This window comes from Dolichospermum sp. UHCC 0406, assembly GCF_009712025.1.
Taxonomy (GTDB): Bacteria; Cyanobacteriota; Cyanobacteriia; order Cyanobacteriales; family Nostocaceae; genus Dolichospermum; species Dolichospermum lemmermannii.
On the sequence record NZ_VILA01000031.1, the window covers coordinates 13,806 to 40,185 of the forward strand.

Here is a 26,380-nt window from a genome sequence, read left to right on the forward strand (position 1 = left end):
TTAAGTTCGTTTGCGTCCACGGTCTCGGCCTTTAAGACTCAATGATGCGTCATATTCTAGAACAGCACCCAGACCGAATAACACTCCACTAAACACCCAGAATACTTCTAGTATGTCTCCACTTTGATAATTAGGTCATTGGGCGAATTTAAACCACATATCTGCATATCTGCAATGTAGAGCGAAAATGCGGCTGCGGCAATCATTCGCCAAGACAAGGAGACTTTACGTCCCCAAAAAGCCAGCAGCATAGTTGTGGCAATAATTAATAATGCCACATCGCTAACTATGTAAAACAAGTTGAGAAAAAAGGCTATCTGTTCAGTTGATGTTTGCTCTTTTTGAGCAATCAACCAAGGGAGAAAACTGCCTAATCCGCCAACTGCTGCTACAATTAGCCATTGCCATGGGTCTAGATGAATGCGGCGAGAAAGCAAGGCTAAAGCCATACCAGTCCCTAAACATAAATATGTGAGGACAAAAAATATATCAGCAATAGATACATCTGGCTCTTGTTTTAGGACGATTTCTATATAGCCGAAAACGAGTCCACCTATAAAATAAGCAAACATTCCTAACCCGATTGAGAGCCAGACTTTTCCACTACTAACCATTTGGGTACTCCGCCAGTTCCTCCAGCATAAGAGACTTGCACCCAAATAAGCCACAGCTTCAAAAATATTTGTACCAATTACATACCACTGGGCGCGAACTTCTATTCCTGCTTGCTCTGGGTCAGAGATTTTGGCACTGAACAACAAAAAGTATAACAATGCTAAAACAGCCCAGCTAAAACAGCAAAGAACAAGGTTTTGAGTAGTTAAGTAGGTGGGCTTGAGATCAGATGAGTTGTCGTAAGATTTACTCATAGAGATTAACTATGTAAATGCTCTGAATGTAATATTGTTTACAAAATTGATGAAATAATTGGCATTTACGTACTTGTGTGATAGACAATAGCCAGTTAAAGGCAAGTGCCAGTTAAGAGTTGTTTTTTAACAAATCAATATCCACCTTAACGCCAAAGCTGATGAAGTGGAGATTTTTGTAACCAACTGATAAATAGTTCTTGGTGTCACCAAAGTATGTTTTTCCTAATCTGTGCAGTTCTTCTAAAAAAAGAATTACATGAGTTTCTTGCCAAGCTGGCATTTTACTCATCTGTGACAAATTCGCGGTTAGGAAAGATTTTACTGCATTTGCGGCAGATATATCGGGAAATTGATTTTTCTGTAATACCCCGGTTATCTCTGTGGCAAATAAACGGTTAAAAACATGAGTTTTTTCTGTTCCCTGCGATGCACTGAGCTTGTCGAAGTGTTGCCCGTTCCCTGTTCCCTCTGAATGAAATTAGGAAATTTTTAATTTTCTCTTGCTTATTTAGACAATTTTAGCTATGATTGTGAAGGCTTCATGGGTACGTAGCTCAGTTGGATAGAGCATCCGCCTTCTAAGCGGACGGTCACAGGTTCGAGTCCTGTCGTACCCATTAAAATTGGTATACATAGCTATTAATAACGCGCAAAGGTTATAGTTGTACAACAATAATTAATGACAGTTATATTTTAGAAGCCACCGAAAGTGGGAAAATAAAATTATGCCAAGAGAAGACTTAACAGAGGAAAAGCCGATAATATGCACTTGAGTGAAATTACCCATCCTAACCAGTTGCATGGTTTGTCAATTCGGCAGTTAGAACAAATTGCCCGGCAAATTCGTGAGAAGCACCTACAAACCGTAGCAGCCTTTGGAGGGCATTTGGGTCCGGGTTTGGGCGTTGTCGAATTAACACTGGGGCTTTATCAAACCTTAGATTTAGATCGGGATAAGGTCACATGGGACGTAGGACATCAAGCTTATCCCCACAAATTAATTACCGGACGCTACAGTAATTTCGACACTCTTCGCCAAAAAGACGGCGTTGCAGGTTATCTTAAACGCGGCGAGAACAAATTTGATCATTTTGGGGCAGGACACGCTTCTACAAGTATTTCGGCCGCCCTGGGAATGGCTTTAGCCCGCGACTTAAAAGGGGAAAAATTTAAAACCGTTGCTGTGATTGGTGATGGGGCTTTAACTGGAGGCATGGCGCTAGAAGCGATTAACCACGCGGGACACTTACCCAAAACTAATCTCCTCGTGGTTCTCAATGATAACGAGATGTCCATTTCTCCCAATGTGGGGGCGATTCCTCGTTATCTGAATAAAATGCGTCTGAGTGCGCCGGTGCAGTTTCTCTCAGATGGAATTGAGGAACAGTTAAAACATCTGCCTTTTGTGGGTGAATCGCTTTCCCCAGAACTGGAACGCATCAAAGAAGGTATGAAGCGGTTAGCAGTTCCCAAAGTCGGCGCTGTTTTTGAAGAATTGGGCTTTACCTACATGGGGCCAGTTGATGGCCATAATTTAGAAGAATTAATTGCCACATTCCAACAGGCACATCAAATTACTGGCCCTGTTTTGGTTCACGTAGTGACAACTAAGGGTAAGGGCTATGAACTGGCGGAAAAAGATCAAGTAGGCTACCATGCCCAAACTCCCTTTAATTTAACCACTGGGAAAGCGATTCCTTCCAACAAACCTAAACCCCCCGCTTACGCTAAGGTCTTTTCTCATACTTTAGTGACACTGGCGGCACAAAATCCTAAAATCGTCGGCATCACAGCCGCAATGGCGACTGGTACAGGTTTAGATAAACTACAAGCTAAATTGCCTAACCAGTATATTGATGTGGGTATTGCTGAACAACACGCTATTACCTTGGCTGCCGGTTTAGCCTGTGAAGGTATGCGTCCTGTTGCTGCTATTTACTCTACTTTCTTACAACGTGCCTTTGACCAAATTATTCATGATGTTTGCATTCAAAATCTACCTGTATTCTTCTGTTTAGATCGGGCGGGGATTGTTGGTGCTGATGGTCCGACTCACCAAGGTATGTATGATATCGCTTATCTGCGTTTCATTCCGAATATGGTGGTAATGGCTCCCAAGGATGAGGCGGAATTACAACGGATGGTTGTGACTGGGATTAATTACACTGATGGACCGATTTCGATGCGTTTCCCCCGTGGTAATGGTCACGGTGTCCCCTTAATGGAGGAAGGTTGGGAATCTCTGGAAATCGGGAAGGGGGAAATTCTCCGTCAAGGGGATGATGTGTTAATTGTGGGCTATGGTACAATGGTTTACCCGGCAATGCAAGCAGCGGAAATTCTCAGCGAACATGGGATTGAAGCAACTGTGATTAATGCCCGTTTTGTTAAGCCTTTGGATACTGAGTTGATTTTACCTTTGGCTAAACACATTGGTCGGGTTGTGACTTTGGAAGAAGGTTGTTTAATGGGTGGTTTTGGTTCTGCGGTGGCTGAGGCTTTACTTGATGCTGATATTGTTGTCCCTGTGAAGCGGATTGGTGTTCCTGATATTTTGGTAGATCATGCCACACCGGATCAATCTTTTGCGGAGTTAGGTTTGAGTAGTCCTCAAATTGCGGAAACTGTTTTACAAGCTTTTTTTAAGAAACAGGCTGCTGCTTTGGTCTAGTTGATTTTTTGTCTGAATCAGGATTTACGGGATTTCAGGATTTTTCTGTATCCTGTTTATCCTGGTTCTTAATATTTCCAGAATTATTGACCGCAGATGAACGCAGATAAACGCAGATAAATATGGATGATTATTTTTTTGTGCAGTTTCACATAAAATTTGGTATTAAATATATTGGTAATTTTTCATAATTATGAAGTTGCTAAACAATCGTTATCAGGTTATTCAGGTTTTAGGTGCAGGAGGGTTTGGTGAAACTTTTCTCGCTGAAGATACCTATATGCCTTCCCGTCGTCGTTGTGTGATTAAGCAACTTAAACCTATTAGCAATGACCCCAAAACTTATCAAGTAATTCAACAACGGTTTGAGAGGGAAGCTGCGACGTTGGAGTATTTGGGGGAAGCTAATGACCAAATTCCCCAACTTTATGCTTATTTCTCGGAAAATGGTCTCTTCTATCTGGTGCAAGAATGGGTGCATGGTCACACTTTGACTAATGTGATTAAATCTCAAGGACAATTACAGGAAAATACTGTTAGAGAAATTCTGTTAAGTTTGCTGTCTGTGTTGGATTATGTTCACAGTAAAGGGATTATTCATCGAGATATTAAACCAGATAATATTATTTTGCGGGAGATAGATAATAAACCAGTTTTAATTGATTTCGGTGCGGTTAAAGAAACTATTCGGACTACTATTAATGCTGCTGGACATCCTACTCAGTCTCTAGTGATTGGGACTCCTGGTTTTATGCCTAGTGAACAAGCTATTGGTCGTCCGGTTTATGCTACTGATATTTATAGTTTGGGTTTAACGGCTATTTATTTACTTACGGGTAAATATCCTCAAGAATTAGAAACTCATCCTCACACGGGACAGGTTATTTGGCAACAATTCGCTGGGGGGATTTCTCCCCAATTAGTAATGCTACTAACTCAAGCGATTGAACCCCGCACGAGCGATCGCTTTACTACTGCGAATAAAATGTTATATGCTTTAAAATCTGACACTTCTATTCCCTCACAAGTTTATCATATTAATCAAACAGCAGCAACAATTCATCTCACTCCTGCCGCACTAAATCAACCTATATCTTCACTCTCTCAAAATCCCGTGGTTAAAACTGGGAATAATCCTCAAATTTGGCAAAAACCAGCGGTGATTATTGGTAGCGTTATGATGGGAAGTTTAATGGGTGCAATGGCTATTTCTAGCATAAACCGACCACAAACCACAAATTCCATTGTCACTAATTCCAACATCACAGAAACACCAACCCCAACCCCAACACCAACATCAATCCTAACACCAACACCAATACCAACAACTGTAAATACTCCCATTTCTGAAGCAACTGTATCTCCTACTCCTTCAATATTACCTGAACCCACAGAGACAATTCCTGAAAATACTCCTACTCCTTCCATAGAATCAACTCCACAACCAGAAATAAAAAATGAACAGGAACAAACGTCTGTAGTTCCTACTACAGAACCGACTTTAACTATCAAAGAAACATTAAAGAAAAAAAGACAGGAAAAACGTGATCAAGTAGCTACTAATATTAGGGAAACTGTCCCAGCATTTCCTACAGGTACATCAAGAAGTAGTGTAGAAGAAACGCTAGGTAAACCAAAGAAAGATTTAAGAGGATTATGGGGAAATACCCGCGCTGTTACTTATAAAGTTGTTCCTAAGAAAATTGATTTAGGCTACTTATTTGATAAGAAAACTGGAACGCTAAAACAAACAGAAGCAGCTTTTGCATCATCAGTAGAACCTGAAGTTATGCAGACAACTCTCAATGGTTTATTGAATGGAGAAGCTACAGCAGAAATTAAACAAGGACTGCAACAAGTTCAACAACGACAAACAGATAATTTTACTTTTAGTAAGGGTGGGGTAAAAGGTCAAATAGTTCGACAAAGTTGTGATTTTATCTATATTAGTATTTGGGATGCTGATTTACATGATTTTGTGAATCCAGCAGATGCAAAACAGTGTTAGAGGAATAGGAGTGAGAATGAACTTTATCACCAAAAGTCTGAAAAGAGGCAATTTCATTAAGAGGATGTTTGAAAAGTATCAGAATTAATCGAGATCCCCCCAACCCCCCTTACAAAGGGGGGCTAAATTCCTCAAAGTCCCCCTTTTCAAGGGGGATTTAGGGGGATCTGCGGGTGTCAGATCCCACACGAAAAAGTTTTCAAACAACCTCTAATACATATAATCGTAAATTTGTCCAGTATATAAGTTCTCTCTATTATGTATTCCGTTCTAAAAACTTACCAATATCCCCATTATATAAATGAATTATAGAAACAATCATTTGTTTAACTTTCAAAGGATTATTATTACAGAAATTACAGAAATCATCCTTTTCTTGATCAGTTCCCCATAGTGGTTGTGATTCTATCAGAGACAAGGCTATTTCTGAGGAATTAGACAACTTTAAACACCTTACTGATGATAGCCAATATTCTAAAAAAGTGAATTCTGGATATTGTTCTCGACAGGTGAAAATCACACAACTTTGATGATTTGTTTCAGCAATTATTTTGATGAATTGCATATATTTTAGATGATCAATATCTACATGATCCAAAATAATCAGACAACGATGGGTACGCAAATAATAGATAATTTGATTAATATTCAGTTTGTTTTCTTTGTGATGGGAGAACAAAGATAGCAAGTCAGTCATCATACTATCAAAACATGGAACTGTCGGTACTGAACGCCAAAAAACGTAATCAAATTGATTCTGAATTTGTTTTGCTAGTTGAGTAGCTAAGGTTGTTTTCCCAACTCCACCTATACCGAATAATCCTAGTAAGCGACAACCATCTTGTAAAATCCATGACTGCAATTGTGTCAGTTCTTGGCTATATCCGTAAAATGCTGAAATATCAATTGCAGTTCCCCAGTCTGGGAATTGATTTAAATTTGGTTTTTTTTTGCGTATTTGTGCGTATGCGGGGGGGGGGAAATATTACTTCAGCACTGGTAGTAATTTCTCGCCAATCTAGATTTAATCGCCGACATAGTTCTTCAAAGCTTGTATAACTAACAGGTTTACCAGTCAGGAAATTACTAATTGTAGCTAAGGACAATCCGGTATCATAAGCTAAAGCCCTTTGGCTGGGGTAGCCATTAACTCCAAGTGCCATATTAACCTGTTGAATACGGTCATTGCTTACCTTAAGTGACTTTGACATAATGTTAAATAATTTACGTCAAGACGGTAATAATTCACTTGTTCAGGCAGATTTGACTAAATTCAGATGTTTTGATTGATATATTCTCATAATCAGTGCGTCATGTAAATCTATCTTTAGATAGATGACATGGTTGTTTTGTTTTTTGATGTCAAAATTAGCTCTCAAGTCAGATGAAGTCAGATGAAGTCAGTGTTTCTCAGTACGGAAGTCAGTACAGCGTTGGGTAGATTGAATATATGCTAATTCAACTAATTAGCACCCCATGGAAATATCACGAAAACAATATCTTTTTCTGGAACTAAACAAGGAGAATCTCAAATGGCTAGATATGGAAGCAATGGAAATGATGATTTATCTGTTGAGGGATACTGGACTAACCCATGGTGGGCACCTTGGGGAGTTTGGAATTGGGCTTATGATAACCAGCTATACGGATTGGCAGGAAACGACTTTCTCAAAGGCGCATATAATGCCGACTTGATAGATGGTGGGGATGGCAATGACACCATCTGGGCATGGCAAGGAAATGATACTCTTTATGGTGGTAACGGTAATGACAATATTGATGCTGGTCAAGACCACGATTTAGTCTATGGCGGAAGTGGTAATGACACTATTTACGGCGATCGCAACAGTTGGATTGATCGAGGAAATGGTAACGATACTCTTTATGGAGAGTCTGGAAATGACTACCTTGATGGTGGGGAGGGTAATGACTATCTTAATGGTGGAACTGACAATGATACTCTGATTGGTTTTTGGGGTAATGATACTCTTTATGGTATGGAAGGTAATGATTATCTTGATGGTGGAGACGGCGATGATGTCATAGATGGTGATTCATGGTATTGGGTTTCTGGGTCTGCCAGAGATACTATTTATGGTGGATCTGGCAATGACAAAATTTGGGGTGGTGAAGACAACGACTTCATAGATAGCGGATCTGGAAATGACACTGTAGACGGTGAAAGTGGTGATGATACCATCTGGGCATGGCAAGGAAATGATACTCTTTATGGTGGTGACGGTAATGACAATATTGATGCTGGTCAAGACCACGATTTAGTTTATGGCGGAAGTGGTAATGACACTATTTACGGCGATCGCAACGATTGGATTGATAAAGGAAATGGCAATGACACTATTTACGGCGAAAGTGGCAATGATGTTATATATGGTGGTGCCAGTAATGATGTTATAGATGGTGATGCTTCGTATACAGTCTATGGCTCTGCGAGAGATACTATCTATGGTGAATCTGGCAATGACTATATTTGGGGTGGTGAAGACAACGACTCCATTTATGGTGGGTCTGGAAATGACACCATAATTGGTGAATCTGGCAATGACTATCTAAATGGTGGTAAGGGAGCAAATACAATATACGGTGGAGATGGAAACGACGTTTTTGCTGCGGTACAATTTGATGGTCAGAGAGATATTTTTAATGGTGGTGAAGGTGTAGATACATTTTTTGTGGGAGTTTCAGGGGATAGCAACGATTTAGATACTGCTAGTAAGGTCTTGTCTTATACAGGACAAATTACCTCAATAGTGGGTACTGTAGTTGGTGTTATCAACCCTCTGACTGGGGCTGTGATAGGTGCTTTGGGCGGTGCATTCGGTCTAGGATCTTCAATATTACAAGACCTTAAACCAGCTATTGGAGGTTGGAATGATGTTGTGATCATTGATGATTTCCAGCCACAGAAAGATATATTGGTTATACCGAAAGGTTTTAATTGGACTGAGAATCGTAATCTAGGAACGAACATAGATAACGTATATTATCAAGGAATAAACATCAAACAACAGAATCAAGCTGGTGGGGAGGATTCTTTAGTTTTCCTGGATATTGCCGGGTACAACTCACAACATAATTACAGTTTGCAACTACTTAGTCAAACTGATAGTTCTTGGTTTTACACTGTGGCGTGATCATAATGCGGTGTATTTAAGGCTATTTATCAACTTTCCCGTCAAGCAGCACCGTCAACCCAATGAAAGCCAGTAGGTTGGGTTGAGGAACGAAACCCAACATTTTGCCCCATTTACAACATTTTGGCGCATTTGTTGGGTTTTCCCACGTTAAGCCCAACCTACCACTACCAAAGGAGAATGGCTTATTGATTTGGCTAACAAACCCGCCATGAAATTCATTTCATGGCTAATAGCCAAAGTTTACTAAAGTAAACTATAAATTGATGGTTATTTCTAGTCATCTTCAGATGACTTTTGCTATGAGACGGGGAATTAATTCCCCGTCGGGTAATAGGTTTTACGTTAAGTTGACACTTATGAATCTCTTGCTTTACCCCTACTATCCTACTTTTATGTTAGAATAATCAAATAGATTCTATTGCATCCGACCGATAACCGCTATATGGTATTTATTGCCTCGAATAGTGTATAGTCAAGAAAAAATTCACTAATTGCTAATAGCTACAGTATTGTTAGTGCAAAATTAATAATGATATCGGCAAGAAATAATAGTTACATAGACATCATCAACAGCATAAACCAAACGATTTGTATCATCAATTCGCCGTGACCAAAATCCGGCTAAATTTTCCTTGAGAGGCTCTGGTTTACCAATACCCTCAAAAGGCATCCGCATCGTCTCCTCAATCAACTTATTGATTCTTTTGAGAGTCTTTTTGTCTTGCCCTTGCCAGTAAAGATAATTACCCCAAGCCTCATCAGTCCAAGCCAACATTCTACTCATTTAACAAATCTCGCTGCACCACTTTCCCCTGCTTAAATTGAGCAATGGAACGTTCTAAATGGGCTGCATTTGCCGGAGACTTCAATAAATGCACAGTCTCCATGAGACTATTAAAAAACTCCAGGGACATCACCACCGTATCATCAGCATCCCGTCTAGTGATAATTGTATAGTCGGCATCTGCCGTCACCTGGTCTAAAACCGTTTTCAGACTATTTCTGGCCTCGCTAAAAGAGATAATTTTCATTGGCGGAGAACCTGTACTGTTTATTGTACAAGTATAGCAGGTTTGGGCAAATTGTACAATCCCCAGACGCGGATGTAGTATTTCGTCTTCCTAAAAGAGCCGCACCCATATATGGTATTTATTGCCTCGAATAGTGTATAATCAAGAAAAAATTCACTAAAAACATATATATAATTATGAATACATTAGAAAAATTAGAACTGTTGGGTGAAAACTGTAGCGACAACACAGAATTAGATAGAATTATTGGACAACTTTTAAATTTAATTTTAACCCGTTATCGTCAAAAAATAGCTATCTATAACTTAGATATAGATAAATTTGAGAAAAAATATCAACTCACTTCTGAACAATTTTTAGAACAGTTTAACTCAGGAAATTTAGGAGATGAAATGGACTTTTTTGAGTGGTTTGGCTTATGCGAACTACGCAAAGATATTTTACAAAAAATCCATAAATTAGAACGAGCTTTATGAAAAATGTTAGAAATGCTGATAGCACTAACAAAAATTAAATTCTCAACATTAATAATTACTTCTCATACTTGATTTGATCACCCCATTTTGATAATATTGTGTACTATAAAATTTTATGCCTATGTTATGTCTAATATCTCCAAAAAACCCAAACGCATTTTATTCTTACATCCCAATTTTCCTGCCCAATTTCGTCACCTAGCCACAGCTTTAGCAAAAGATGATAATTATCAAATAGTATTTACTACCAATCGTCAAGAAGGAACAATACCAGGTGTACATAAAGTCATTTATGAACCTTCCCGTCAAGCTGCACCCCAAACTCATCATTATGTCCGCAATTTAGAAAATGCCGTTCTCACCGGACAAGCTGTATATCGAATCGCAGAAGACCTCAAAGCACAGGGTTTTATCCCAGATATAATTTATGGTCATTCTGGTTGGGGTCCAACATTATTTATGAAAGAAGTTTTTCCCAAAGCAGAATTATTGTGTTTCTTTGAATGGTTTTATCATCCTCGCGGTTCTGATGCTGATTTTGATCCCAATGAACCATTAAATGCAGATGATTTATGTCGAATTCGTGTAAAAAACGCCCCGATTTTAATTGATTTATATAATTGCCATAGAGGTCTTACTCCCACTAATTGGCAACATCAACAATTTCCCCCAGAATATCATAGTAAAATTAATGTTTGTCACGATGGGATAGATACTAATTTTTTTCAACCTCAGTCAGATGCTAAATTAGTTTTACCCCGCATTAATCTTGACCTTTCCCATGTCTCAGAATTAGTCACCTATGTAGGCAGAGGAATGGAACCTTATCGGGGTTTTCCTCAGTTTATGGAAGCAGTGGCATTAATTCAACAACAACGACCAAATTGCCATATTGTAGTTGTGGGAGAAGATAGAGTAGCCTATGGTAAACAGCTTCCTGATGGTAAAACCTATAAACAATTAATGTTAGCAAAACTGGATTTAGATTTATCCAGATTACACTTTACTGGTAGATTACCTTATCATGAATATCTCCAAGTCTTACAAGCATCTTCAGCCCATATTTATTTAACCCGTCCCTTTGTTTTATCCTGGTCAATGATGGAAGCAATGTCAACAGGATGTTTGTTAATAGCTGCTAATACTCCACCAGTTTTAGAAGTAATTAAAGATGGTAAAAATGGACTTTTAGTAGATTTCTTTTCTCCTGAACAAATTGCAGATAAAGTCAACAAAGTGTTAGATAACTTCCAAGATATGAAAGCTATTCGTGCAGCCGCAAGAAAGACTATAGTAAATAATTATGATTTAGCAAAATTATTGCCACAGCATTTAGATTGGTTGTTAGGGAAGAAAACTTCCGTTAAATCTCATGGGTTTGCAAAAATATAAAAAATAAAATAAATACCCTCATACTTTGACAAACTAACCCCGCAGATATTAAAAAATGTATGCTGCGTTGGTTAAGTAATATTAGGAAAACTGTTGAGTTGATGTGATATGTAAGGGTTTAGTAGTGCTCATTGGTGTCAACTTAACGCAAAATCTTCATCCCGCAAGGAACTCAAGTTCCTTGCTAATAGCGAAAGTCATCTAAAAGATGACTAAATACTAGGAAAATTCATTAGTCCGTTTTAACGGACTTGAGCTATGAGACAGGGAATTTATTCCCTGGCGGGTGTGGAAGCCAAACAACCCACATTCAGCATGAGTAAATATACTCAAAATATTTTTCCCAGCAGGTTATTTTGTCAAAAAAAGAATTTCATAAAACAGCTAAAACCCAATCATAATAACCAGTTCATGCTTTTTGCTATCTAGGTCGGTATTCAATGAATTTAATCTCAAACCAACTAATTTATTGACATTATTCTCAATAAACTTGATTCGAGCTTTAAATATATCGGCGATGGCTACGCCGCGCCGAAGGCATCGCTCTAATATAGAATTGCGTGTCATTGTCTGAAAGCCTTGTTATCATTGGGTTATGGATAATTCCGAAAATTCAAAAAACACCTGCGGAATGTGGGAAACAAATAAGCCATCTGTAACCTAAGTTGACACCAATGAGTAGTGCTAAACCCCTACCATATATCGAAGTTAAAGTGATTCATATTGACTTCATATCACTAAAATTAATAACGTTGAAAGGTTACTAATCACTTATTTGTCAATTTGTCAATAGTAAATTTTTACTATCGCTCAAATTAGATCATTTCTGAGCAAATTTATGGCTAAAATTTTTGTAAAGTTTTGTATTAGCCGGGGAAATTAATTTCTGAAACTACTGTCAATAAAGGGTTTGAGACTAACATCTTCTGAAAAATCCAAAATTGACAATAGTAGGCCAATTATGAAATTCTCTGAAATTATAGCAAATCGCGGAAAGTATTGCAACCTCGTTGATAAATAGAAAAGATTCTCAATTAATTATTAAGGAAATCTAAAGACAAATTGCTAAAAGTTATAAATATCAAAAGTATTATTGATTTTCTATAACTCAAGCTTATCATACAGCCATAAGAATTGAGAATAAATAGAATCTGGAATTAAACTACAAGCATATTATTTCATGATGGTAAGCGAAAGGCTACCCATTTACCCGAATGCAGTATAAGTACATTGGTACTTTCCCCAGCGACTATATGCGCCCGATTCAGACAATAATATATCAAAAGCTGATAATATATCTTAAATCACAGAATATAGCAATCAACTGATTATGTCCAATTTAACAACTATCTCCCGACTACGGAATATTATTTTCTCGATATTTCTAACTCTGATCATTAGTTGCATAGTTCCTGCAACTGCTTCGGCTTCTGACTTGGGAATTGAATCAGGTTCTCTTCGTCCTTGTCCAACTTCCCCTAACTGTGTTGTCAGTCAAAATGCTGATGCTAAACACGCTATTGCACCAATCACTTATGATGTAACACGAGATAAAGCTAGAAAAACCTTACTCAAAGTTCTCACGGTTGTTCCCCGCACCACAGTTATAGAACAAACAGATAATTATATTCATGCGATTTCTAAAAGTCGCATTTTCAAATTCGTTGATGATGTAGAATTTTATTTTCCTAGCAATGATTCAGTTATTCATATTCGTTCTTCTTCTCGTGTGGGAGATTCTGATTTTGGTGTCAACCGCACTCGCTTAGAGCAAATTCGTTTAGCTTTACGAGATTTGAATATTTAATATGAAAATTGTCAGAATATTGTCAGAAATGGCTAACGCCACGCTTCGCTATCAGGATGTCCAGGATTTAAGGATTAACAGGATGAAAATAAGGATTTAATCACCAATCACCAATCACCAATCACCAATCACCAATCACCAATCACCAATCACCAATCACCAATCACCAATCACCAATTCCCTATTCCCTATTCACCAGTGCAAAAATACTCCCGACGACAAAACCTCCAAGATGCGCCCAATAAGCGACTCCTCCCATTTCTACACTCATATTAGCTGCTGCTTGGAGACTAGCAAAACCAGAAATGAGATTTTGCACAAAGAAAATACCAATAATTACTAATGCCGGAACATTAATTGTGGTGATAAAAAAACCTAAAAAGATTAAAGTGGTAATTCTTGCTTGAGGAAACCAGATTAAATATGCACCTAAAACTCCAGAAATTGCCCCACTTGCTCCCAAGGAAGGAACAGCAGAGTACATACCAATAAACCATTGACATAGAGCAGCTATAGCCCCACAGGTTAAATAAAACAATAGATATTTAAAATGTCCTAAGCGGTCTTCAATATTGTTACCAAATACCCACAAATAGACCATATTGGATATTAAGTGCCACCAACCTCCATGCAAAAATTGTGATGTAAATAAGGTTGTCCACTCTCGACTCCAGTTAATGGTTAATTCTTGCGGTATTACCGCATACAATTGAAAAAATTGTTCTAGTTGTAGACTTGACAAGTTTATTTCATGGAGAAAAACTAGGACATTCATTCCAATTAACCCATAGGTAAAATATGGAGTAATTCGGGTGGGGTTGTCATCGTAGAGGGGAAACACAAATATTGTTCCAAATCATCATTAATAGAACTATAACAGGAGTCAGGAGTCAGGAGTCAGGAGTCAGGAGTTCAGAAGTATGGCTAACGCCACGCTTCGCTATCAGGAGTATGGCTAACGCCACGCTTCGCTATCAGGAGTTCAAGAATGAAGAATGAAGAATGAAGAATGAAGAATGAAGAAAATTTTCCTCCTATGGGAATCATAAATGATATTTAAAAAATTTTAAGTAGGTAGGCAATGCCCACCCTAGGTATATTTCAAAAATCAAATATTATTCCTATGTTTCCTGTTTCCCCGTTCCCTAATTACAAAAGATTTGCTGATTCATAGAGTCTTCTGAGAATAGCTGTAATTTTAATTCCGTAGTCTAAATCAGCAGACCAGCGCCCTGACAATTGATGAACTGACGACGCAACTCCTCTAGTCACAAAGCGAAATCTAGGATCTACTTCTTGTTGGACTAAAGGTTCTAAACTGGCATAGGCTTTTAAATGTTGAATATGCGCTCTGACACCAATTCTGGCGCTGGGAAATGATGCTCCTTCCGCACCACCACCAACTGCACCCAAACCGGCAAAGTTATTTTGCTGGGATTTAATGTCAGTACCAAACCGTAAAAATCCAGTTTCTAAACACATTTGACAAAAAGCAATATCATGATTTATGCCTTCAATTGTTGCTTCTTCTCGATATAGTTTAGGAAGATCAGGAAACTGTGTAATGGCGGTTTCATTATTGGTTTTTAGAAATAGTTGTAGCTGTACTTCTGATGTATTACCATTGGAGATAAGTTGCTCAATTTGTCCAGGACAAACTGTTGAAATTGAGCGTAATTTTACTGTGCGCGTGGCACTATCCCAATCAATAGAAATATGAGAGTCTCGAAGTTCTACAGCTTTAATATACACTATTTGGCGATAGGTAATTCGGCGTAAATTAGCTAATTTGGAAATATCAATCCGTAACCGATCTACTAAATCAATTGGGATGTAAGCATTCCCATTAATTAATACTCCTTGTTCAGCGTAATTTTGTCCATTAATATTGATATTAATGCTAGAATAATTTTCGGTCGTTGGTTGCTGAGGATCATTTGCTTGATTCCAAGTAGTCAGTCCTTCGGCAATTCCGATGGCAAAATCACGACGACGACTTTGTAATAAAGCCCGATCTTCAGGACTGCTTAAAAACCCGACTTGTAGTAATAAAGCTCCAATCACAGTTTGACGACAAAATTGTAAATTACCCAAGCCACTATCTGTATCTGGTTTCACTCCGCGATTTGGTAATTGGGGGACACGACGCAAAAGTGCCATTAATACCATTTCGGCATTTTGTTTGCGTTGGTCATTTTTGGCAATATAAAATGCACTTGCTCCCCGCACCGATGGACTATTAGCAGCATTGGCTTGAATTTCTAGCGCTACATCCTTGGTATTAGCACGAGCATTAATCCAAGCGATGGTTTGAGCCGCACTCAAATCATCAGGAACAGCTAAAACTTCTACGTTACGGGTGCGGAGTTCTGTCACCACTAAATCTCGCAAAAGAATCATTTCCTTTGCTTCCGTTGTGCCACCAGCGATCGCACCGGGGTCATTTTTACCCGCTTCTGTGCCACCATGTGCCGCAGAAATAAAAATCCGCCCCATTTTTACCTATTTCCGTTGCTAAGTCTCAGCAATTGCAATTCTTTGACACTCTCAGGGAGCCAAGCCACTGAGATTCTACTGACAGAATTAGATTAAGGGTTTAGCCCAATCCCATCTCGCTGCGACCGCCAAACGCCGCCTAGACGCTCAAAACAACTGCCAATCAAGGTGTTGAAATTGCGCTTACTTTTATTGTTTTCAATGTTTTCAGAATCCATCACTAAGCCAAGACTCGGTAAGCTCCACACCCTGCCATTACTCGCTCTTTTAAGTCATACTGCCGTTAGGACTTGAACCTAACCGTTGTTTCTTATGAGCCGGGATTGCTCCGTACTAGGATGCTTCAACACATAGATGTTTTTTGTTCTTACTCACAATTTAATTCTAACATACCACAGGGATTAAAATCCCTCGTGTCGCTTATATCTCAGGGAGCCAAGCCGCGCTCGTTTTACGCTTACCGGATGCTCTTATAAATTAGCGATCGCTTCTGCAATTCTTCCAGACACAAAAGGTAAAATTTCCCGACTCTTAGCTTGCGCTTTCCCTTCCGTAAACACCACCAACAGATAAGGACGTTGATCTGGTAATTCAATATAAGCCGCATCATGGCGGACTGTGCTTGTCCAACCTGCTTTTGACCAGATTTGACTATTTTGAGGTAATCCACCGCCTAAGAAGCCTGTAACCTGGTCTTCTTCCACATCTTGGGGTAAGTCATCAGGGTTAATATTACGTTTGATTAAATTCATCATAGATTGCGATCGCTCACTAGAAACCGTCACCCCACCCACGATACTATGTAATAATCTCGCAGTGGCATCCGTCGTCACCATATTCCGATTTTCAAACATCTCCCCATAAAAAGCCCTTTCCCGGCCATAGGGACCATCACCCCAAGTTTTTTGACAGACATTAATTGCTTGCATTTCCTCCCACCCCAAGGACTGGTAATACCGATTAATAATATTGCGTTGATATTTCCAAGTTTCAAAAGGACCAGGACTTAACAGCGGACCAGAAGTAGTCCCACTGATGATATCCACAATTAAACTGGTAGCATCATTACTAGAATCAACGATCATATCCGTCAAAGCCCGGTTTAATTCTCCCGAAGGTTGACTCATACCTTTTTCTAGCCATTCTTGTACCACCACCAGATAAAATAACTTCACCACACTGGCCGGATAAATCCGTTCTCCTCCCCGATAGCTAAAACCCCGCACCGGATGTTCCCAAAAAGCGTTAGGAGTCAGCGCACCACCTGTATTAACTGGTGCGGGAGGATCATAGACAACCCAAGTCAAAGCAATTTGATTTGCTGCTAAAGTGGGAAACTCTGCCCAAGTTGCCTCTACAATTTGATTACCGATATTTTCTAGTTGTTGATCTTGATTAAAAAAAACCATTTGTGAATAATGTCCTTATGGTATTCAGAGTCTAGTTTCTAGCTTCATTCTATCATTACCTGTATAATTGCTGAGGTATGAAATCTAATTAAACTCATTTTAGGTAATTTAATATGATATTTGATTTAACAAAACTTAATCAAACTTGCAATCCTCATAAAACTCTTGATCAACAAAATGACGAATTACACATTGCATAGACTTTCAAAACATCTTTTAAATTATTTCCCCAAAAAATGAGTAATCTAAAATTAGCACAATATCAATGTTTAACTAACTTGAATCTCTATGATTCTCCTGAATGTATAAGTTTATCCACCCAAGCCGCAACAGGACGACATTTACGAATAACATCAAATCATCAAGATACAGCAGTTGAAGTTTGTTTATGTGAAGATGATTATCCCGGATGGTTATCACTTGAAGATTTGCAGTTTCTCCAACCCGCAGAAACAGTATATCAACCCCAATTCATCTCAACCGCAGAAATTCAACAACACATACCCACAGTTATCGCTTTTACCCAAGCAGCAAAAGCACAAGACAATTATTATCTTTGGGGTGGCACAGTTGCACCTAATTATGACTGTTCTGGTTTAATGCAAGCAGCATTTAAATCTGTAGGAGTTTGGCTACCAAGAGACGCTTATCAACAAGAAGCTTTTACCCAAACAATTGATATTAAAGAATTACAACCAGGGGATTTAATCTTTTTTGGCACTCCTCAAAAAGCCACCCACGTAGGCTTATATTTGGGTAATAATTGCTATATTCACAGTTCAGGAAAAGATCAAGGACGCAACGGTATTGGTATTGACCAACTTTCAGAACAAGGGAATAAAGTTAGTCAGGCTTATTATCAACAATTACGCGGTGCTGGTAGAGTTATGAAAAGTTACTCCCCAGATCCCCGACTTCTTTAAGAAGTCGGGGATCTATTTCCCTTTCAAATCAGTTATTAGCAATGACCAATTACCAATTACCAATTTTAGATGTATCCGTAGTTGTTCCTATTAAAGATGAGGTCGAAAGTTTACCCTTATTACTAGAAGCCATTTCTACGACTCTCACCGCTAGTGAATTAAATTATGAAATTATTTGTGTAGATGATGGTTCTAGTGATGGTACAGCAGAATTTCTCAAGGAACAAGCCCAAACGCGCACTGATTTAAAAGCGATCATTCTGCGACGTAACTATGGACAAACTGCGGCTATGTCTGCGGGTTTTAATTATGCTACAGCTAAAGTAATTGTGACTTTAGACGCTGATTTGCAAAATGACCCCGCTGATATTCCCATGTTATTAGCAAAGCTGGATGAAGGTTATGATTTAGTTAGTGGTTGGCGGCAAAATCGTCAAGATGGGGCATTAAATCGGTTGCTTCCTTCTAAAATCGCCAATTGGTTAATTCGTCGGGCTACAAGCGTCTATATTCATGATTATGGTTGTTCTTTGAAAGCTTATCGATCCGAATTGGTTGCAGATATGAATCTTTATGGAGAACTACACCGCTTTTTACCTGCATTGGCATATATTGAAGGGGCGAGAATTACAGAAGTACCTGTCCGTCATCATGCGCGGCGGTTTGGACAAAGTAAGTATGGCATATCGCGGACGTTCCGGGTATTAATGGATTTATTAACTATTCTGTTTATGAAGAAGTTTCTCACCCGTCCCATGCACGTTTTTGGGCTATTAGGCTTAATTTCTATGGTTTCTGGGGGAGGAATAGGTATATATTTGACTGTTATCAAATTGGCTTTTCATGTAGATATTGGTAGCCGTCCTTTATTGATTTTGGCAGTGTTGCTGTTAGTAACAGGAGTACAGCTATTTTGCTTCGGCCTTTTGGCAGAATTACTGATGCGGACTTATCATGAATCTCAAGGACGACCAATCTATCGGGTGCGGGAAGTTGTGGCGAAAAATGTTAAGTAACGTAACAATAGAGAAATAATACTTTTTGCATTATTGCATCTGCCGTGAAAGCCTTTGATACTTTTGACGCTGAACTGCGAAAAAACCTGCTCATGTTATTTGCAGCGGGTTTGTTTTTCTGGTCAGGTTTGGCCTCGTTATTGCCTACCTTACCCTTATATATTGAACATATTGGTGCAAGCAAACAAGAAATTGGCATTGTTATGGGTAGCTTTGCCATTGGGATGTTGCTATGTCGCCCGTCAATGGGGGCTTTAGCAGATATACGGGGTCGTAAGATAGTATTATTGATTGGAATGTCCGTAGCAGCGATCGCTCCTTTGGGATATTTATGTGTAAAATCAATTATCCCCCTTATGGTAATTCGTACCTTTCATGGCATTAGTATCGCCGCTTTTGCCACAGCTTACATTGCCCTAGTGAGCGATTTAGCACCAGAACACCGTCGCGGTGAAGTCGTCGGTTATATGAGTTTAGTTAATCCCCTGGGAATAGCACTTGGCCCCGCTATCGGGGGATTTTTGCAAGCAAGTGCTGGTTATACTCCGTTATTTTTATCATCTGCGGCTTTAGGTGGCATGGGTTTATTATGTATAATCCCCATTGTCAATCCACCTATTATCACCAAACCACATAACAGCAAAAATGATAACTTTTGGCAAATATTAACTAGTCCTCGCGTGCGAATTCCGGCCATTGTCTTATTGCTGAGTGGTTTGACTTTAGGTAGTTTGCATACTTTTATCTCCCTATTTATCAAATCAACCGGCGTTGATTTAAATCCAGGTTTCTTTTTCTCTGCTGCCGCTGTCTCCAGTTTTAGTTGTAGATTATTTAGTGGTAAAGCTTCTGATAGATATGGTCGGGGTTTGTTTGTCACCATGAGTTTAATAGCTTATACACTCTCTATCATCTGCGTTTGGCAAGCAAATAACTCTTTCATGTTCTTATTAGGAGCATTGATGGAAGGTGCTGCTTCTGGTACACTCATTCCCATGATTTCTGTATTAATGACAGATAGGGCTTTACCCCACGAACGCGGGAGAATATTTGGTGCTTCCTTAATGGGATTTGATATCGGTTTAGCTATAGCTGGTCCAATTTTTGGGACATTTGCCGAAACCCTGGGTTATCGGAATATGTTTGGTTTGACTACGGGTTTAACTGTGATAGCCATGATCATCTTCCTTACCCAGTCTAGTCGTAATATCCCTCAATCTCTACGTTTTGCCTTTGGTCGCACAGAAGATATCTATGCTGTGAAATAATATCTTCAAAAATTAGATATGGATTATCAACAACCCTTGTAGAGACGTTTCATGGAACGTCTCTACGATATTTGTCACCAAATCTCTGTTAGAAACTACCAAATAAAAAAATATCCCAAAACTGACGCAAAAACCTGCTCTATTTCTTCTTTCTCTGTGTTCTCTGTGCCTCTGTGGTTCGTTTATTCAACCCATTAAAAATGCACAAACTCCAAAAAAGGAACCTGTGCATTTTTAATTATAAAATGGGCGAGGAGGGATTCGAACCCCCGACACCGTGGTTCGTAGCCACGTGCTCTAGTCCACTGAGCTACACACCCTTGACCCACGAATTTAATAATAGCACATACTTTCCCAATGACGCAAGCTAATTTTTCAAATTCTTTTCCACTAACCCATTTGGATGCCCAAGGAGAAGCCCAAATGGTTGATGTATCCGGCAAAGTCGCCACCATTCGCCAAGCTGTAGCCACTGGTAGGGTGCGAATGTTACCTGAGACGTTCGCCGCTATTCAAGCCGGTAACACCCCCAAGGGGGACGTTTTAGCAACTGCTAGGTTAGCGGGAATCATGGCTGCTAAACAGACAGCAAACTTAATTCCCCTTTGTCACCCCTTACCCTTACAGAAAATCACTGTGGAGATTATCCCCGATGCCCAACTACCCGGTTATCAAATTGATGCCACTGTGAAAACTAAAGCGGAAACTGGTGTGGAAATGGAGGCTTTAACAGCGGTGTCTATTGCTGCTTTAACTTTATATGATATGGCTAAAGCGTTAGAAAAAACGATTCAAATTGAAGCGATTCATTTAGTTAGTAAAACAGGTGGAAAGTCTGGAGATTGGGGATAGTTGACATTTTTTGTACTAGTGGATAGACTATATTTGTTAGGACATTTGCCGTACATTTACATTTATACATCACATTTATTGTGTAGGGGCTATCATGACTCATACAGTCGCTAAAACCAGCCAAGAAAAATCCTTGTGTTCTAAATTAGAAAGATTAGAAGCCCGTGTCAGTGCACAGAATAAGGAATTGTTCCAACGAGCGGCTGATATTCAGGGAAGAACACTATCAAATTTTGTGGTTAGCAGTCTTGTCAGTGTTGCAAACCAGATTATTCAGGAAAATGAAATCATGGTTTTAAGCAGAAAAGACCAAGAAATTTTTGTAGAAGCACTGCTTAATCCACCAGAACCCAGCGAAAAGTTACGGCTTGCGGCTCAACGCTATAAAAAGAATATGGGTGTAGTAAGTGCAGTTAACAGATAATTTTGATGCTTTTAATCATTATTTAATAGAGCCGCTAGGAAAAAAGCATAACCGGGCGGCTTTTTGTTCTGGTGTTGATGAACTAGATAAATATTTTAAAGCACAAGCTGGGCAAGATTTACGTAAACGGACAGCAGCCCCATTTGTTTTAGTAGAAAAAAATTCTGGTTTCGTCGCAGGTTATTATACATTATCAGCAACACGTATTAAACTAGGAGAATTGCCCGTAGAAATCACGAAAAAACTACCAAAATATCCTGAACTTCCTGCTACCCTTTTAGGTAGATTAGCCGTTGATCAAAATCATCGTCAAAAAGGTTTGGGGGAAATGTTGTTAATGAATGCCCTAGATCGTAGTTTGCAAAGTGAAATTGCGACAATTGCGGTAGTTGTTGATGCTAAAGATGATCAAGCCCGTTCTTTTTATGAGCATTATCAATTCATTCGCTTTGCTGATTATTCTCATCGGCTTTTTTTGATGATGGAAACGATAGATAAGATGATCAATTCAAATTAAATAAATTTACTCAAAAACTACGGTTCTATTTCCATAGACTAAAACACGATTTTGTAAATGCAATCTTACCGCTCTTGCTAACACAATTCTTTCTAAATCTTTCCCTTTTCTAATTAAATCATTCACCTCATCTCGATGACTTACCCGCACTACATCCTGTTCAATAATTGGACCTGCATCTAAGTTAGGGGTAGCATAATGGGCTGTTGCACCAATAATTTTTACTCCTCTTTCAAAGGCGCGATGATAGGGATTAGCCCCAATAAATGCAGGTAAAAATGAATGATGAATATTAATAATTTGCGGGAATTTTTCAATAAAATCCGCGCTAACTATTTGCATATATTTTGCTAAAACTACCAAATCAATTTTGTATTCATGCAGTAATTCTAGTTGTTTAGCTTCTTGTTCTTGTTTATTGTCTTTAGTAATGGGTATATAATGGTAATCAATACCAAATTGTTCAACCACTGGTTGTAAATGGGGATGATTACTCATAATTAACGGAATTTCTGCATGAAATTCTTTAGCGTGATATCTCCAAATTAAATCAAATAAACAATGATCTTGACGACTTACCCAAATAGCAATGCGGGGAAGAGTATCAGAAAAGTGTAATTCCCATTTTGCATTTAAAGATTGAGCAATAGCATTAAAAGCGGGAGCAATTAAATCTTTTGGTAAATTAAATCCTTTTAATTGCCATTCTATGCGAGTTAAAAATAATCCAGCTTCAAAATCTGTATGCTGATCTGCATGAGTAATATTGCCACCATGATCATAGATGAAATTGGCAAATTTCGCTACCAATCCCTTTTGATCTGGACAAGAAATTAATAAAGTTGCTGTTTGTTTTGTCATTGAAAATAAGAAATAATAATTTTTGCTATTTGAAATCTCGTTCCCAGTCTCTGACTGGGAATGCTATCACAGAGGCTCTGCCTCGACTATAATTGAGAGCAGAACCTTCTAGAATTGCCCCGACTATAATGAAGGCAGAGCCTTCTAGAATCCATCCTTATACAGAGTATGGGAACGAGATTATACATTATTTATTTGTAGGAGTTGGGGAAGGAAGATTAGGTAATGGTTGTATATCAATCTTTTCTGCTGGTTGTTTCCATTCAGATATGTCTCGATTGACTGCATTTACAAAATCTTTAGACACTAACAATAAGTTCATATTTTTGTTACTATCAGCTTGAGCATATAAAAATTGATTATTAAAATCACCTTTACCTAAAATCAATTGATGGCTTTGTTGATTTTTTAGTTTAATATCAATAGTTGCTACAGGTTTATCTAAACCAAATTCTGATAATTCAGCGGATGAAATTAATACTGTTCTTTCACTTTTACCGTCAACTAATAAATCCATTAAGTAAGAAACAATTGCATCATTTGCTAGTGCTGATATGGGAGATTTGATTTCCCATTGGGGTTTTTCAGATGTATTTCTTCTTTCTAGTTGTAATGTTGTCTCCTTGATTTTAATTGTTAAAGATTGGACATCATCAGCAGTAAAAGCGAAAATTTTCTGGTTTTGGATTTTTATTTCTGCTTGCTGATTTTTTCCTTTGATTTCATGAAAGTAGACAAAACCACCCAAACCCAGGGCTAAAAGTATTAAAATCAAAGTTGTTTTTGGCAATTTCATATTGGATATTAATTAATAAATTACCTAATTAGTGAGGAATTAAAACTGCTTCTCGCCATTTTTTCACTGAGTTAATTATATAGATGCGATTGCTATATTTTAACATTTCTATTGTCATAATTTCTTCTCTAATTTTACCTTGGTCAAGTAAATTAGCGCGAAAAGTTCCGGCTAACAAACCAGATTTTACCGGGGGTGTCAGCAATTCTCCATTTAACTCTACCACAATATTACCAATAGAGGTTTCTGTAATTTCACCTCTTTCATTCCACAATAAAACATCATCACAATCAGGAAAAGCTGCTTTTGCTATTTCATAAACTTGGCGATTAGTCGTTTTATGATACAAAAATATATTAGTAGAGTCAACAGGTGTGCAACACATACCTAATTTGACTAGTTCTTTATTTTTTACAGGAGATAAAGACATAGTTTGATATGTAATCTCACCATCAGAGTTTAACAGTAATCGCACTTTATAAGCTTGATTTAAAAATGATTCTGCTAATTTATTAAGTTGAGTTTTTAGGCTATTTATATCAACACTAAAATCAAAGTAAATTGCTGAATTTTCCAACCGTTGTAAATGATAATCTAAAAGAAAATAACCATCATGAGCTTGCCATAATATTGTTTCTAAAAGTGAAAAATCTGATTGATTTAATGAGAAACCATCATCAATTACTAATTGATTTTTCATCGGCGTTTCCACCAAATCACAAAACCTGTTCCTAAACCAATTAAAGGTAATACAAACACGGCAGCTATTGTTAATAAGTTAGCCTCAAGAGTTGAGATAACAATCCGGCGATTTTTTGGTTCTTTAGGACGAATTGAAAGAAGTTGTTGTTCTTGTTGACTTAGCCAACTAACTGAGTTTAAGAATACATCTCCATTTAATTGTTGTTCAAATAAACCATCAGCGGCAAAATTTGAGTTTCCAAATACTACTAATCTTGACTCTTTCGCAGTAGGTTGAGAATTTGTGGAAATTGGACTTGGTGAATTTGTGGGAATTGGACTTGGTGAATTTGTGGGAATTGGACTTGGTGAATTTGTGGGAATTGGATTTGATAAAGTTGTGGGAATTGGATTTGGTAAAGTTGTGGGAATTGGATTTGATAAAGTTGTGGGAATTGGATTTGATAACTTTCTAGTTAATGCTACTCCTAAAGTTAAAGGTCCTTTTAAGTCTTGACCTTCATTAAATTCTAATTTTTCACTTTTCTGATCACTTTCTGCCCAACTGCTAGGGTAGGGTTTGGTTTTCAATAAAGCCATAGACTCGATACCAGGAACAGGATCAATTTCCAAAGGACGAGTTAAGGGATATACAGAAATATTTTTCCCAAAATCTTTAGTAATAGGATGTTGTCCATATTCTGTTACTAAGATAGCAGCGGGTCCTAGTTGCAAATTTGCCCCAGAAGTGTCAATGGCCAAACGATTATCTAAACGCACACCCCAATCTTTTAAAATAGTGTCTATTTTCGGATCGGTATTAGGATCAATCATCAATAATAAGTTACCACCACGATTAAGATAATTTTGTAAAGCTATGACTTCCCCTGTCAATAATTCTTTCTTTGGTCCAGCGACAACTATAACAGTAGCATCATCAGGAACTTGTGGCTGTTCTGCTAAATTTAAAGCTGATGTTGTCAAGTTTTTATCGGTTAATCCTTGAATTGCTTGGGAAATTGCTCCTTTACTAGCTGTAAGTGGATGTTCACCATGACCTTGAAGAAAGTAAACTTTAGCAGTTGTAGAACTGGTAATTTGTTGTAAACGAGTAGTTAATTTTATTTCTGACAACCGTTCATTTTCATTAATTATCTGGACTAATTGCCGTTTGTTTTGAAATTCAAGATAAACTTCACCATAATCTTTAACACCAAATTTTTCTGCTATTCCTGGCTTTAATTGAGGATCAAGATACTCAAATTTAAATTTATTACTTTGACGATGATAGTTATCTAATAATTCTCGATCTTGAAGATTTTGTTCTTTACTGAATAACCAAACTTTCATTGTTTGGGGTAAATTACTCACTAATTCCCTTGATTGAGGGGATAGAGTAAATAATTGACTATCTGTTAAATCTAGCCGCAAATGATAGCGAATACCTAAAAAGTTAATTAATCCCAAGATAACTAATACTGATAAAGTAGCGACTAAAGCATTAGTACCAGATTGGGTAGAACGTTTTTGCCACCATTTACTTTGTTGACTTTGTATTATTATCCATAGGCTACAAATTACTAGACCTAGTATGGTTAATAATAAAGGGATTATTCCCCATTTTTCTGATATTAAACCAATGGTTAAGCCAGCAGCTAAAAAGAATGGTCCGAGCCAAAATACAAGTTTCCAAAGTTTATTTTTATTCATTAGGGAACGGGGAAT

Annotated in this window: 25 protein-coding genes, 2 tRNA genes and 1 pseudogene; 14 read left to right on the forward strand and 14 right to left on the reverse strand. The window is 38.1% G+C overall.

The genetic code is table 11. The annotated features are described in order from the left end of the window. A pseudogene (locus FJR09_RS22815) lies at positions 1–869 on the reverse strand (hypothetical protein). 112 nt (positions 870–981) lie between these two features. After that, the gene (locus FJR09_RS22820; RefSeq protein ID WP_148279071.1) at positions 982–1,161 is read right to left on the reverse strand and encodes a hypothetical protein; all 180 of its coding nucleotides are present in this window, start codon (positions 1,159–1,161) and stop codon (positions 982–984) included. 254 nt (positions 1,162–1,415) lie between these two features. Between FJR09_RS22820 and FJR09_RS22825 the strand changes: the two genes are divergently transcribed. The 3 genes from FJR09_RS22825 (at position 1,416) to FJR09_RS22835 (ending at position 5,551) form a co-directional block, all read left to right on the forward strand. Next, positions 1,416–1,489 (forward strand) — tRNA-Arg (locus FJR09_RS22825). A 146-nt stretch (positions 1,490–1,635) separates the two neighbouring features. Next, positions 1,636–3,543: a 1-deoxy-D-xylulose-5-phosphate synthase gene (gene dxs / locus FJR09_RS22830; protein ID WP_015081218.1), complete on the forward strand. Its 1,908-nt coding sequence runs from the start codon at positions 1,636–1,638 to the stop codon at positions 3,541–3,543. A gap of 193 nt (positions 3,544–3,736) precedes the next feature. Beyond that, the gene (locus tag FJR09_RS22835; RefSeq protein ID WP_174783380.1) at positions 3,737–5,551 is read left to right on the forward strand and encodes a serine/threonine-protein kinase; all 1,815 of its coding nucleotides are present in this window, start codon (positions 3,737–3,739) and stop codon (positions 5,549–5,551) included. Between the two features lie 256 nt (positions 5,552–5,807). Here the strand turns inward: FJR09_RS22835 and FJR09_RS22840 are convergent, their stop codons facing one another. Continuing rightward, entirely contained in the window at positions 5,808–6,509 is a 702-nt protein-coding gene (locus FJR09_RS22840; RefSeq protein ID WP_083881481.1) for an NB-ARC domain-containing protein, read from the reverse strand. After that, positions 6,454–6,762: a helix-turn-helix transcriptional regulator gene (locus FJR09_RS22845; protein WP_148279069.1), complete on the reverse strand. Its 309-nt coding sequence runs from the start codon at positions 6,760–6,762 to the stop codon at positions 6,454–6,456. The genes FJR09_RS22840 and FJR09_RS22845 overlap by 56 nt, the downstream gene beginning before the upstream one ends. Before the next feature lie 321 nt (positions 6,763–7,083). On the opposite strand from FJR09_RS22845, the gene FJR09_RS22850 reads away from it, so the two are divergent. Continuing rightward, the gene (locus tag FJR09_RS22850; protein ID WP_015081216.1) at positions 7,084–8,703 is read left to right on the forward strand and encodes a calcium-binding protein; all 1,620 of its coding nucleotides are present in this window, start codon (positions 7,084–7,086) and stop codon (positions 8,701–8,703) included. A gap of 526 nt (positions 8,704–9,229) precedes the next feature. Here FJR09_RS22850 and FJR09_RS22855 read toward each other — a convergent pair. Together FJR09_RS22855 and FJR09_RS22860 are read right to left on the reverse strand one after the other, a co-directional pair. After that, positions 9,230–9,490, reverse strand: coding sequence for a Txe/YoeB family addiction module toxin (locus FJR09_RS22855; protein ID WP_027401524.1), 261 nt, complete (start codon positions 9,488–9,490; stop codon positions 9,230–9,232). After that, positions 9,483–9,737: a type II toxin-antitoxin system Phd/YefM family antitoxin gene (locus FJR09_RS22860; RefSeq protein ID WP_015081214.1), complete on the reverse strand. Its 255-nt coding sequence runs from the start codon at positions 9,735–9,737 to the stop codon at positions 9,483–9,485. Before FJR09_RS22860 ends, FJR09_RS22855 begins: the two co-directional genes overlap by 8 nt. Positions 9,738–9,913: 176 nt before the next feature. On the opposite strand from FJR09_RS22860, the gene FJR09_RS22865 reads away from it, so the two are divergent. The 3 genes from FJR09_RS22865 (at position 9,914) to FJR09_RS22875 (ending at position 13,412) form a co-directional block, all read left to right on the forward strand. Further along, positions 9,914–10,213, forward strand: a complete 300-nt coding sequence (locus FJR09_RS22865; RefSeq protein WP_168653421.1) for a hypothetical protein — start codon at positions 9,914–9,916, stop codon at positions 10,211–10,213. 126 nt (positions 10,214–10,339) lie between these two features. Beyond that, complete coding sequence (locus tag FJR09_RS22870; protein WP_168653420.1) at positions 10,340–11,605, forward strand: glycosyltransferase family 4 protein; 1,266 nt, start codon at positions 10,340–10,342, stop codon at positions 11,603–11,605. 1,330 nt (positions 11,606–12,935) lie between these two features. After that, positions 12,936–13,412 (forward strand): DUF1499 domain-containing protein, encoded by a 477-nt coding sequence (locus tag FJR09_RS22875; protein ID WP_015081210.1) that lies wholly within the window; start codon positions 12,936–12,938, stop codon positions 13,410–13,412. A gap of 181 nt (positions 13,413–13,593) precedes the next feature. On the opposite strand, the gene FJR09_RS22880 is transcribed toward FJR09_RS22875, so the two are convergent. Then, on the reverse strand, positions 13,594–14,253 hold the full coding sequence (locus tag FJR09_RS22880) for a rhomboid family intramembrane serine protease (protein WP_168651780.1): 660 nt from the start codon (positions 14,251–14,253) through the stop codon (positions 13,594–13,596). A gap of 5 nt (positions 14,254–14,258) precedes the next feature. Between FJR09_RS22880 and FJR09_RS22885 the strand changes: the two genes are divergently transcribed. Next, entirely contained in the window at positions 14,259–14,411 is a 153-nt protein-coding gene (locus FJR09_RS22885) for a hypothetical protein (RefSeq protein WP_158310548.1), read from the forward strand. 150 nt (positions 14,412–14,561) lie between these two features. Here the strand turns inward: FJR09_RS22885 and FJR09_RS22890 are convergent, their stop codons facing one another. Next, positions 14,562–15,908 (reverse strand): N-acetylmuramoyl-L-alanine amidase, encoded by a 1,347-nt coding sequence (locus tag FJR09_RS22890; RefSeq protein WP_015081208.1) that lies wholly within the window; start codon positions 15,906–15,908, stop codon positions 14,562–14,564. 470 nt (positions 15,909–16,378) lie between these two features. Continuing rightward, a complete protein-coding gene (locus FJR09_RS22895; protein ID WP_015081207.1) occupies positions 16,379–17,317 on the reverse strand; it encodes a serine hydrolase in 939 nt (312 codons plus the stop codon). Positions 17,318–17,553: 236 nt separating this feature from the next. Between FJR09_RS22895 and FJR09_RS22900 the strand changes: the two genes are divergently transcribed. Genes FJR09_RS22900 through FJR09_RS22910 form a run of 3 tightly spaced genes read left to right on the forward strand, consistent with a single transcriptional unit; the run spans position 17,554 to position 20,524 of the window. Then, positions 17,554–18,240 (forward strand): C40 family peptidase, encoded by a 687-nt coding sequence (locus tag FJR09_RS22900; protein ID WP_015081206.1) that lies wholly within the window; start codon positions 17,554–17,556, stop codon positions 18,238–18,240. A gap of 41 nt (positions 18,241–18,281) precedes the next feature. Beyond that, entirely contained in the window at positions 18,282–19,256 is a 975-nt protein-coding gene (locus FJR09_RS22905; RefSeq protein ID WP_015081205.1) for a glycosyltransferase family 2 protein, read from the forward strand. Between the two features lie 44 nt (positions 19,257–19,300). Beyond that, positions 19,301–20,524, forward strand: a complete 1,224-nt coding sequence (locus FJR09_RS22910) for an MFS transporter (protein WP_015081204.1) — start codon at positions 19,301–19,303, stop codon at positions 20,522–20,524. Positions 20,525–20,770: 246 nt separating this feature from the next. Here the strand turns inward: FJR09_RS22910 and FJR09_RS22915 are convergent. Next, a tRNA-Arg gene (locus FJR09_RS22915) sits at positions 20,771–20,844 on the reverse strand. Positions 20,845–20,881: 37 nt separating this feature from the next. Between FJR09_RS22915 and moaC the strand changes: the two genes are divergently transcribed. From moaC to FJR09_RS26300, 3 genes are all read left to right on the forward strand, one after another. After that, on the forward strand, positions 20,882–21,376 hold the full coding sequence (gene moaC / locus FJR09_RS22920) for a cyclic pyranopterin monophosphate synthase MoaC (RefSeq protein WP_015081203.1): 495 nt from the start codon (positions 20,882–20,884) through the stop codon (positions 21,374–21,376). 94 nt (positions 21,377–21,470) lie between these two features. Next, on the forward strand, positions 21,471–21,800 hold the full coding sequence (locus FJR09_RS22925) for a DUF1778 domain-containing protein (RefSeq protein ID WP_015081202.1): 330 nt from the start codon (positions 21,471–21,473) through the stop codon (positions 21,798–21,800). After that, positions 21,784–22,317 (forward strand): GNAT family N-acetyltransferase, encoded by a 534-nt coding sequence (locus FJR09_RS26300; protein ID WP_168651694.1) that lies wholly within the window; start codon positions 21,784–21,786, stop codon positions 22,315–22,317. Before FJR09_RS22925 ends, FJR09_RS26300 begins: the two co-directional genes overlap by 17 nt. 6 nt (positions 22,318–22,323) lie before the next feature. Here the strand turns inward: FJR09_RS26300 and purU are convergent, their stop codons facing one another. The 4 genes from purU to FJR09_RS22950 all read right to left on the reverse strand — a co-directional run bounded on the left by purU (position 22,324) and on the right by FJR09_RS22950 (position 26,365). Then, a complete protein-coding gene (purU, locus tag FJR09_RS22935; RefSeq protein WP_015081200.1) occupies positions 22,324–23,178 on the reverse strand; it encodes a formyltetrahydrofolate deformylase in 855 nt (284 codons plus the stop codon). A 187-nt stretch (positions 23,179–23,365) separates the two neighbouring features. Then, positions 23,366–23,974 (reverse strand): DUF4340 domain-containing protein, encoded by a 609-nt coding sequence (locus FJR09_RS22940; protein WP_168652844.1) that lies wholly within the window; start codon positions 23,972–23,974, stop codon positions 23,366–23,368. A 28-nt stretch (positions 23,975–24,002) separates the two neighbouring features. Further along, positions 24,003–24,674, reverse strand: coding sequence for an aminotransferase class IV (locus FJR09_RS22945; RefSeq protein WP_168652845.1), 672 nt, complete (start codon positions 24,672–24,674; stop codon positions 24,003–24,005). Next, positions 24,671–26,365: a Gldg family protein gene (locus FJR09_RS22950; RefSeq protein ID WP_168654199.1), complete on the reverse strand. Its 1,695-nt coding sequence runs from the start codon at positions 26,363–26,365 to the stop codon at positions 24,671–24,673. The genes FJR09_RS22945 and FJR09_RS22950 overlap by 4 nt, the downstream gene beginning before the upstream one ends. Positions 26,366–26,380: the final 15 nt, after the last annotated feature.

Bases quoted from the DNA above. Each gene is read 5' to 3' on its own strand.
- FJR09_RS22820 (WP_148279071.1), bottom strand. From the start codon at position 1,161: ATGAGTAAAATGCCAGCTTGGCAAGAAACTCATGTAATTCTTTTTTTA.
- dxs (WP_015081218.1), top strand. From the start codon at position 1,636: ATGCACTTGAGTGAAATTACCCATCCTAACCAGTTGCATGGTTTGTCA.
- FJR09_RS22835 (WP_174783380.1), top strand. From the start codon at position 3,737: ATGAAGTTGCTAAACAATCGTTATCAGGTTATTCAGGTTTTAGGTGCA.
- FJR09_RS22845 (WP_148279069.1), bottom strand. From the start codon at position 6,762: ATGTCAAAGTCACTTAAGGTAAGCAATGACCGTATTCAACAGGTTAAT.
- FJR09_RS22850 (WP_015081216.1), top strand. From the start codon at position 7,084: ATGGCTAGATATGGAAGCAATGGAAATGATGATTTATCTGTTGAGGGA.
- FJR09_RS22855 (WP_027401524.1), bottom strand. From the start codon at position 9,490: ATGAGTAGAATGTTGGCTTGGACTGATGAGGCTTGGGGTAATTATCTT.
- FJR09_RS22860 (WP_015081214.1), bottom strand. From the start codon at position 9,737: ATGAAAATTATCTCTTTTAGCGAGGCCAGAAATAGTCTGAAAACGGTT.
- FJR09_RS22865 (WP_168653421.1), top strand. From the start codon at position 9,914: ATGAATACATTAGAAAAATTAGAACTGTTGGGTGAAAACTGTAGCGAC.
- FJR09_RS22870 (WP_168653420.1), top strand. From the start codon at position 10,340: ATGTCTAATATCTCCAAAAAACCCAAACGCATTTTATTCTTACATCCC.
- FJR09_RS22875 (WP_015081210.1), top strand. From the start codon at position 12,936: ATGTCCAATTTAACAACTATCTCCCGACTACGGAATATTATTTTCTCG.
- FJR09_RS22890 (WP_015081208.1), bottom strand. From the start codon at position 15,908: ATGGGGCGGATTTTTATTTCTGCGGCACATGGTGGCACAGAAGCGGGT.
- FJR09_RS22895 (WP_015081207.1), bottom strand. From the start codon at position 17,317: ATGGTTTTTTTTAATCAAGATCAACAACTAGAAAATATCGGTAATCAA.
- FJR09_RS22900 (WP_015081206.1), top strand. From the start codon at position 17,554: ATGAGTAATCTAAAATTAGCACAATATCAATGTTTAACTAACTTGAAT.
- FJR09_RS22905 (WP_015081205.1), top strand. From the start codon at position 18,282: ATGACCAATTACCAATTACCAATTTTAGATGTATCCGTAGTTGTTCCT.
- moaC (WP_015081203.1), top strand. From the start codon at position 20,882: ATGACGCAAGCTAATTTTTCAAATTCTTTTCCACTAACCCATTTGGAT.
- FJR09_RS22925 (WP_015081202.1), top strand. From the start codon at position 21,471: ATGACTCATACAGTCGCTAAAACCAGCCAAGAAAAATCCTTGTGTTCT.
- purU (WP_015081200.1), bottom strand. From the start codon at position 23,178: ATGACAAAACAAACAGCAACTTTATTAATTTCTTGTCCAGATCAAAAG.
- FJR09_RS22940 (WP_168652844.1), bottom strand. From the start codon at position 23,974: ATGAAATTGCCAAAAACAACTTTGATTTTAATACTTTTAGCCCTGGGT.
- FJR09_RS22945 (WP_168652845.1), bottom strand. From the start codon at position 24,674: ATGAAAAATCAATTAGTAATTGATGATGGTTTCTCATTAAATCAATCA.
- FJR09_RS22950 (WP_168654199.1), bottom strand. From the start codon at position 26,365: ATGAATAAAAATAAACTTTGGAAACTTGTATTTTGGCTCGGACCATTC.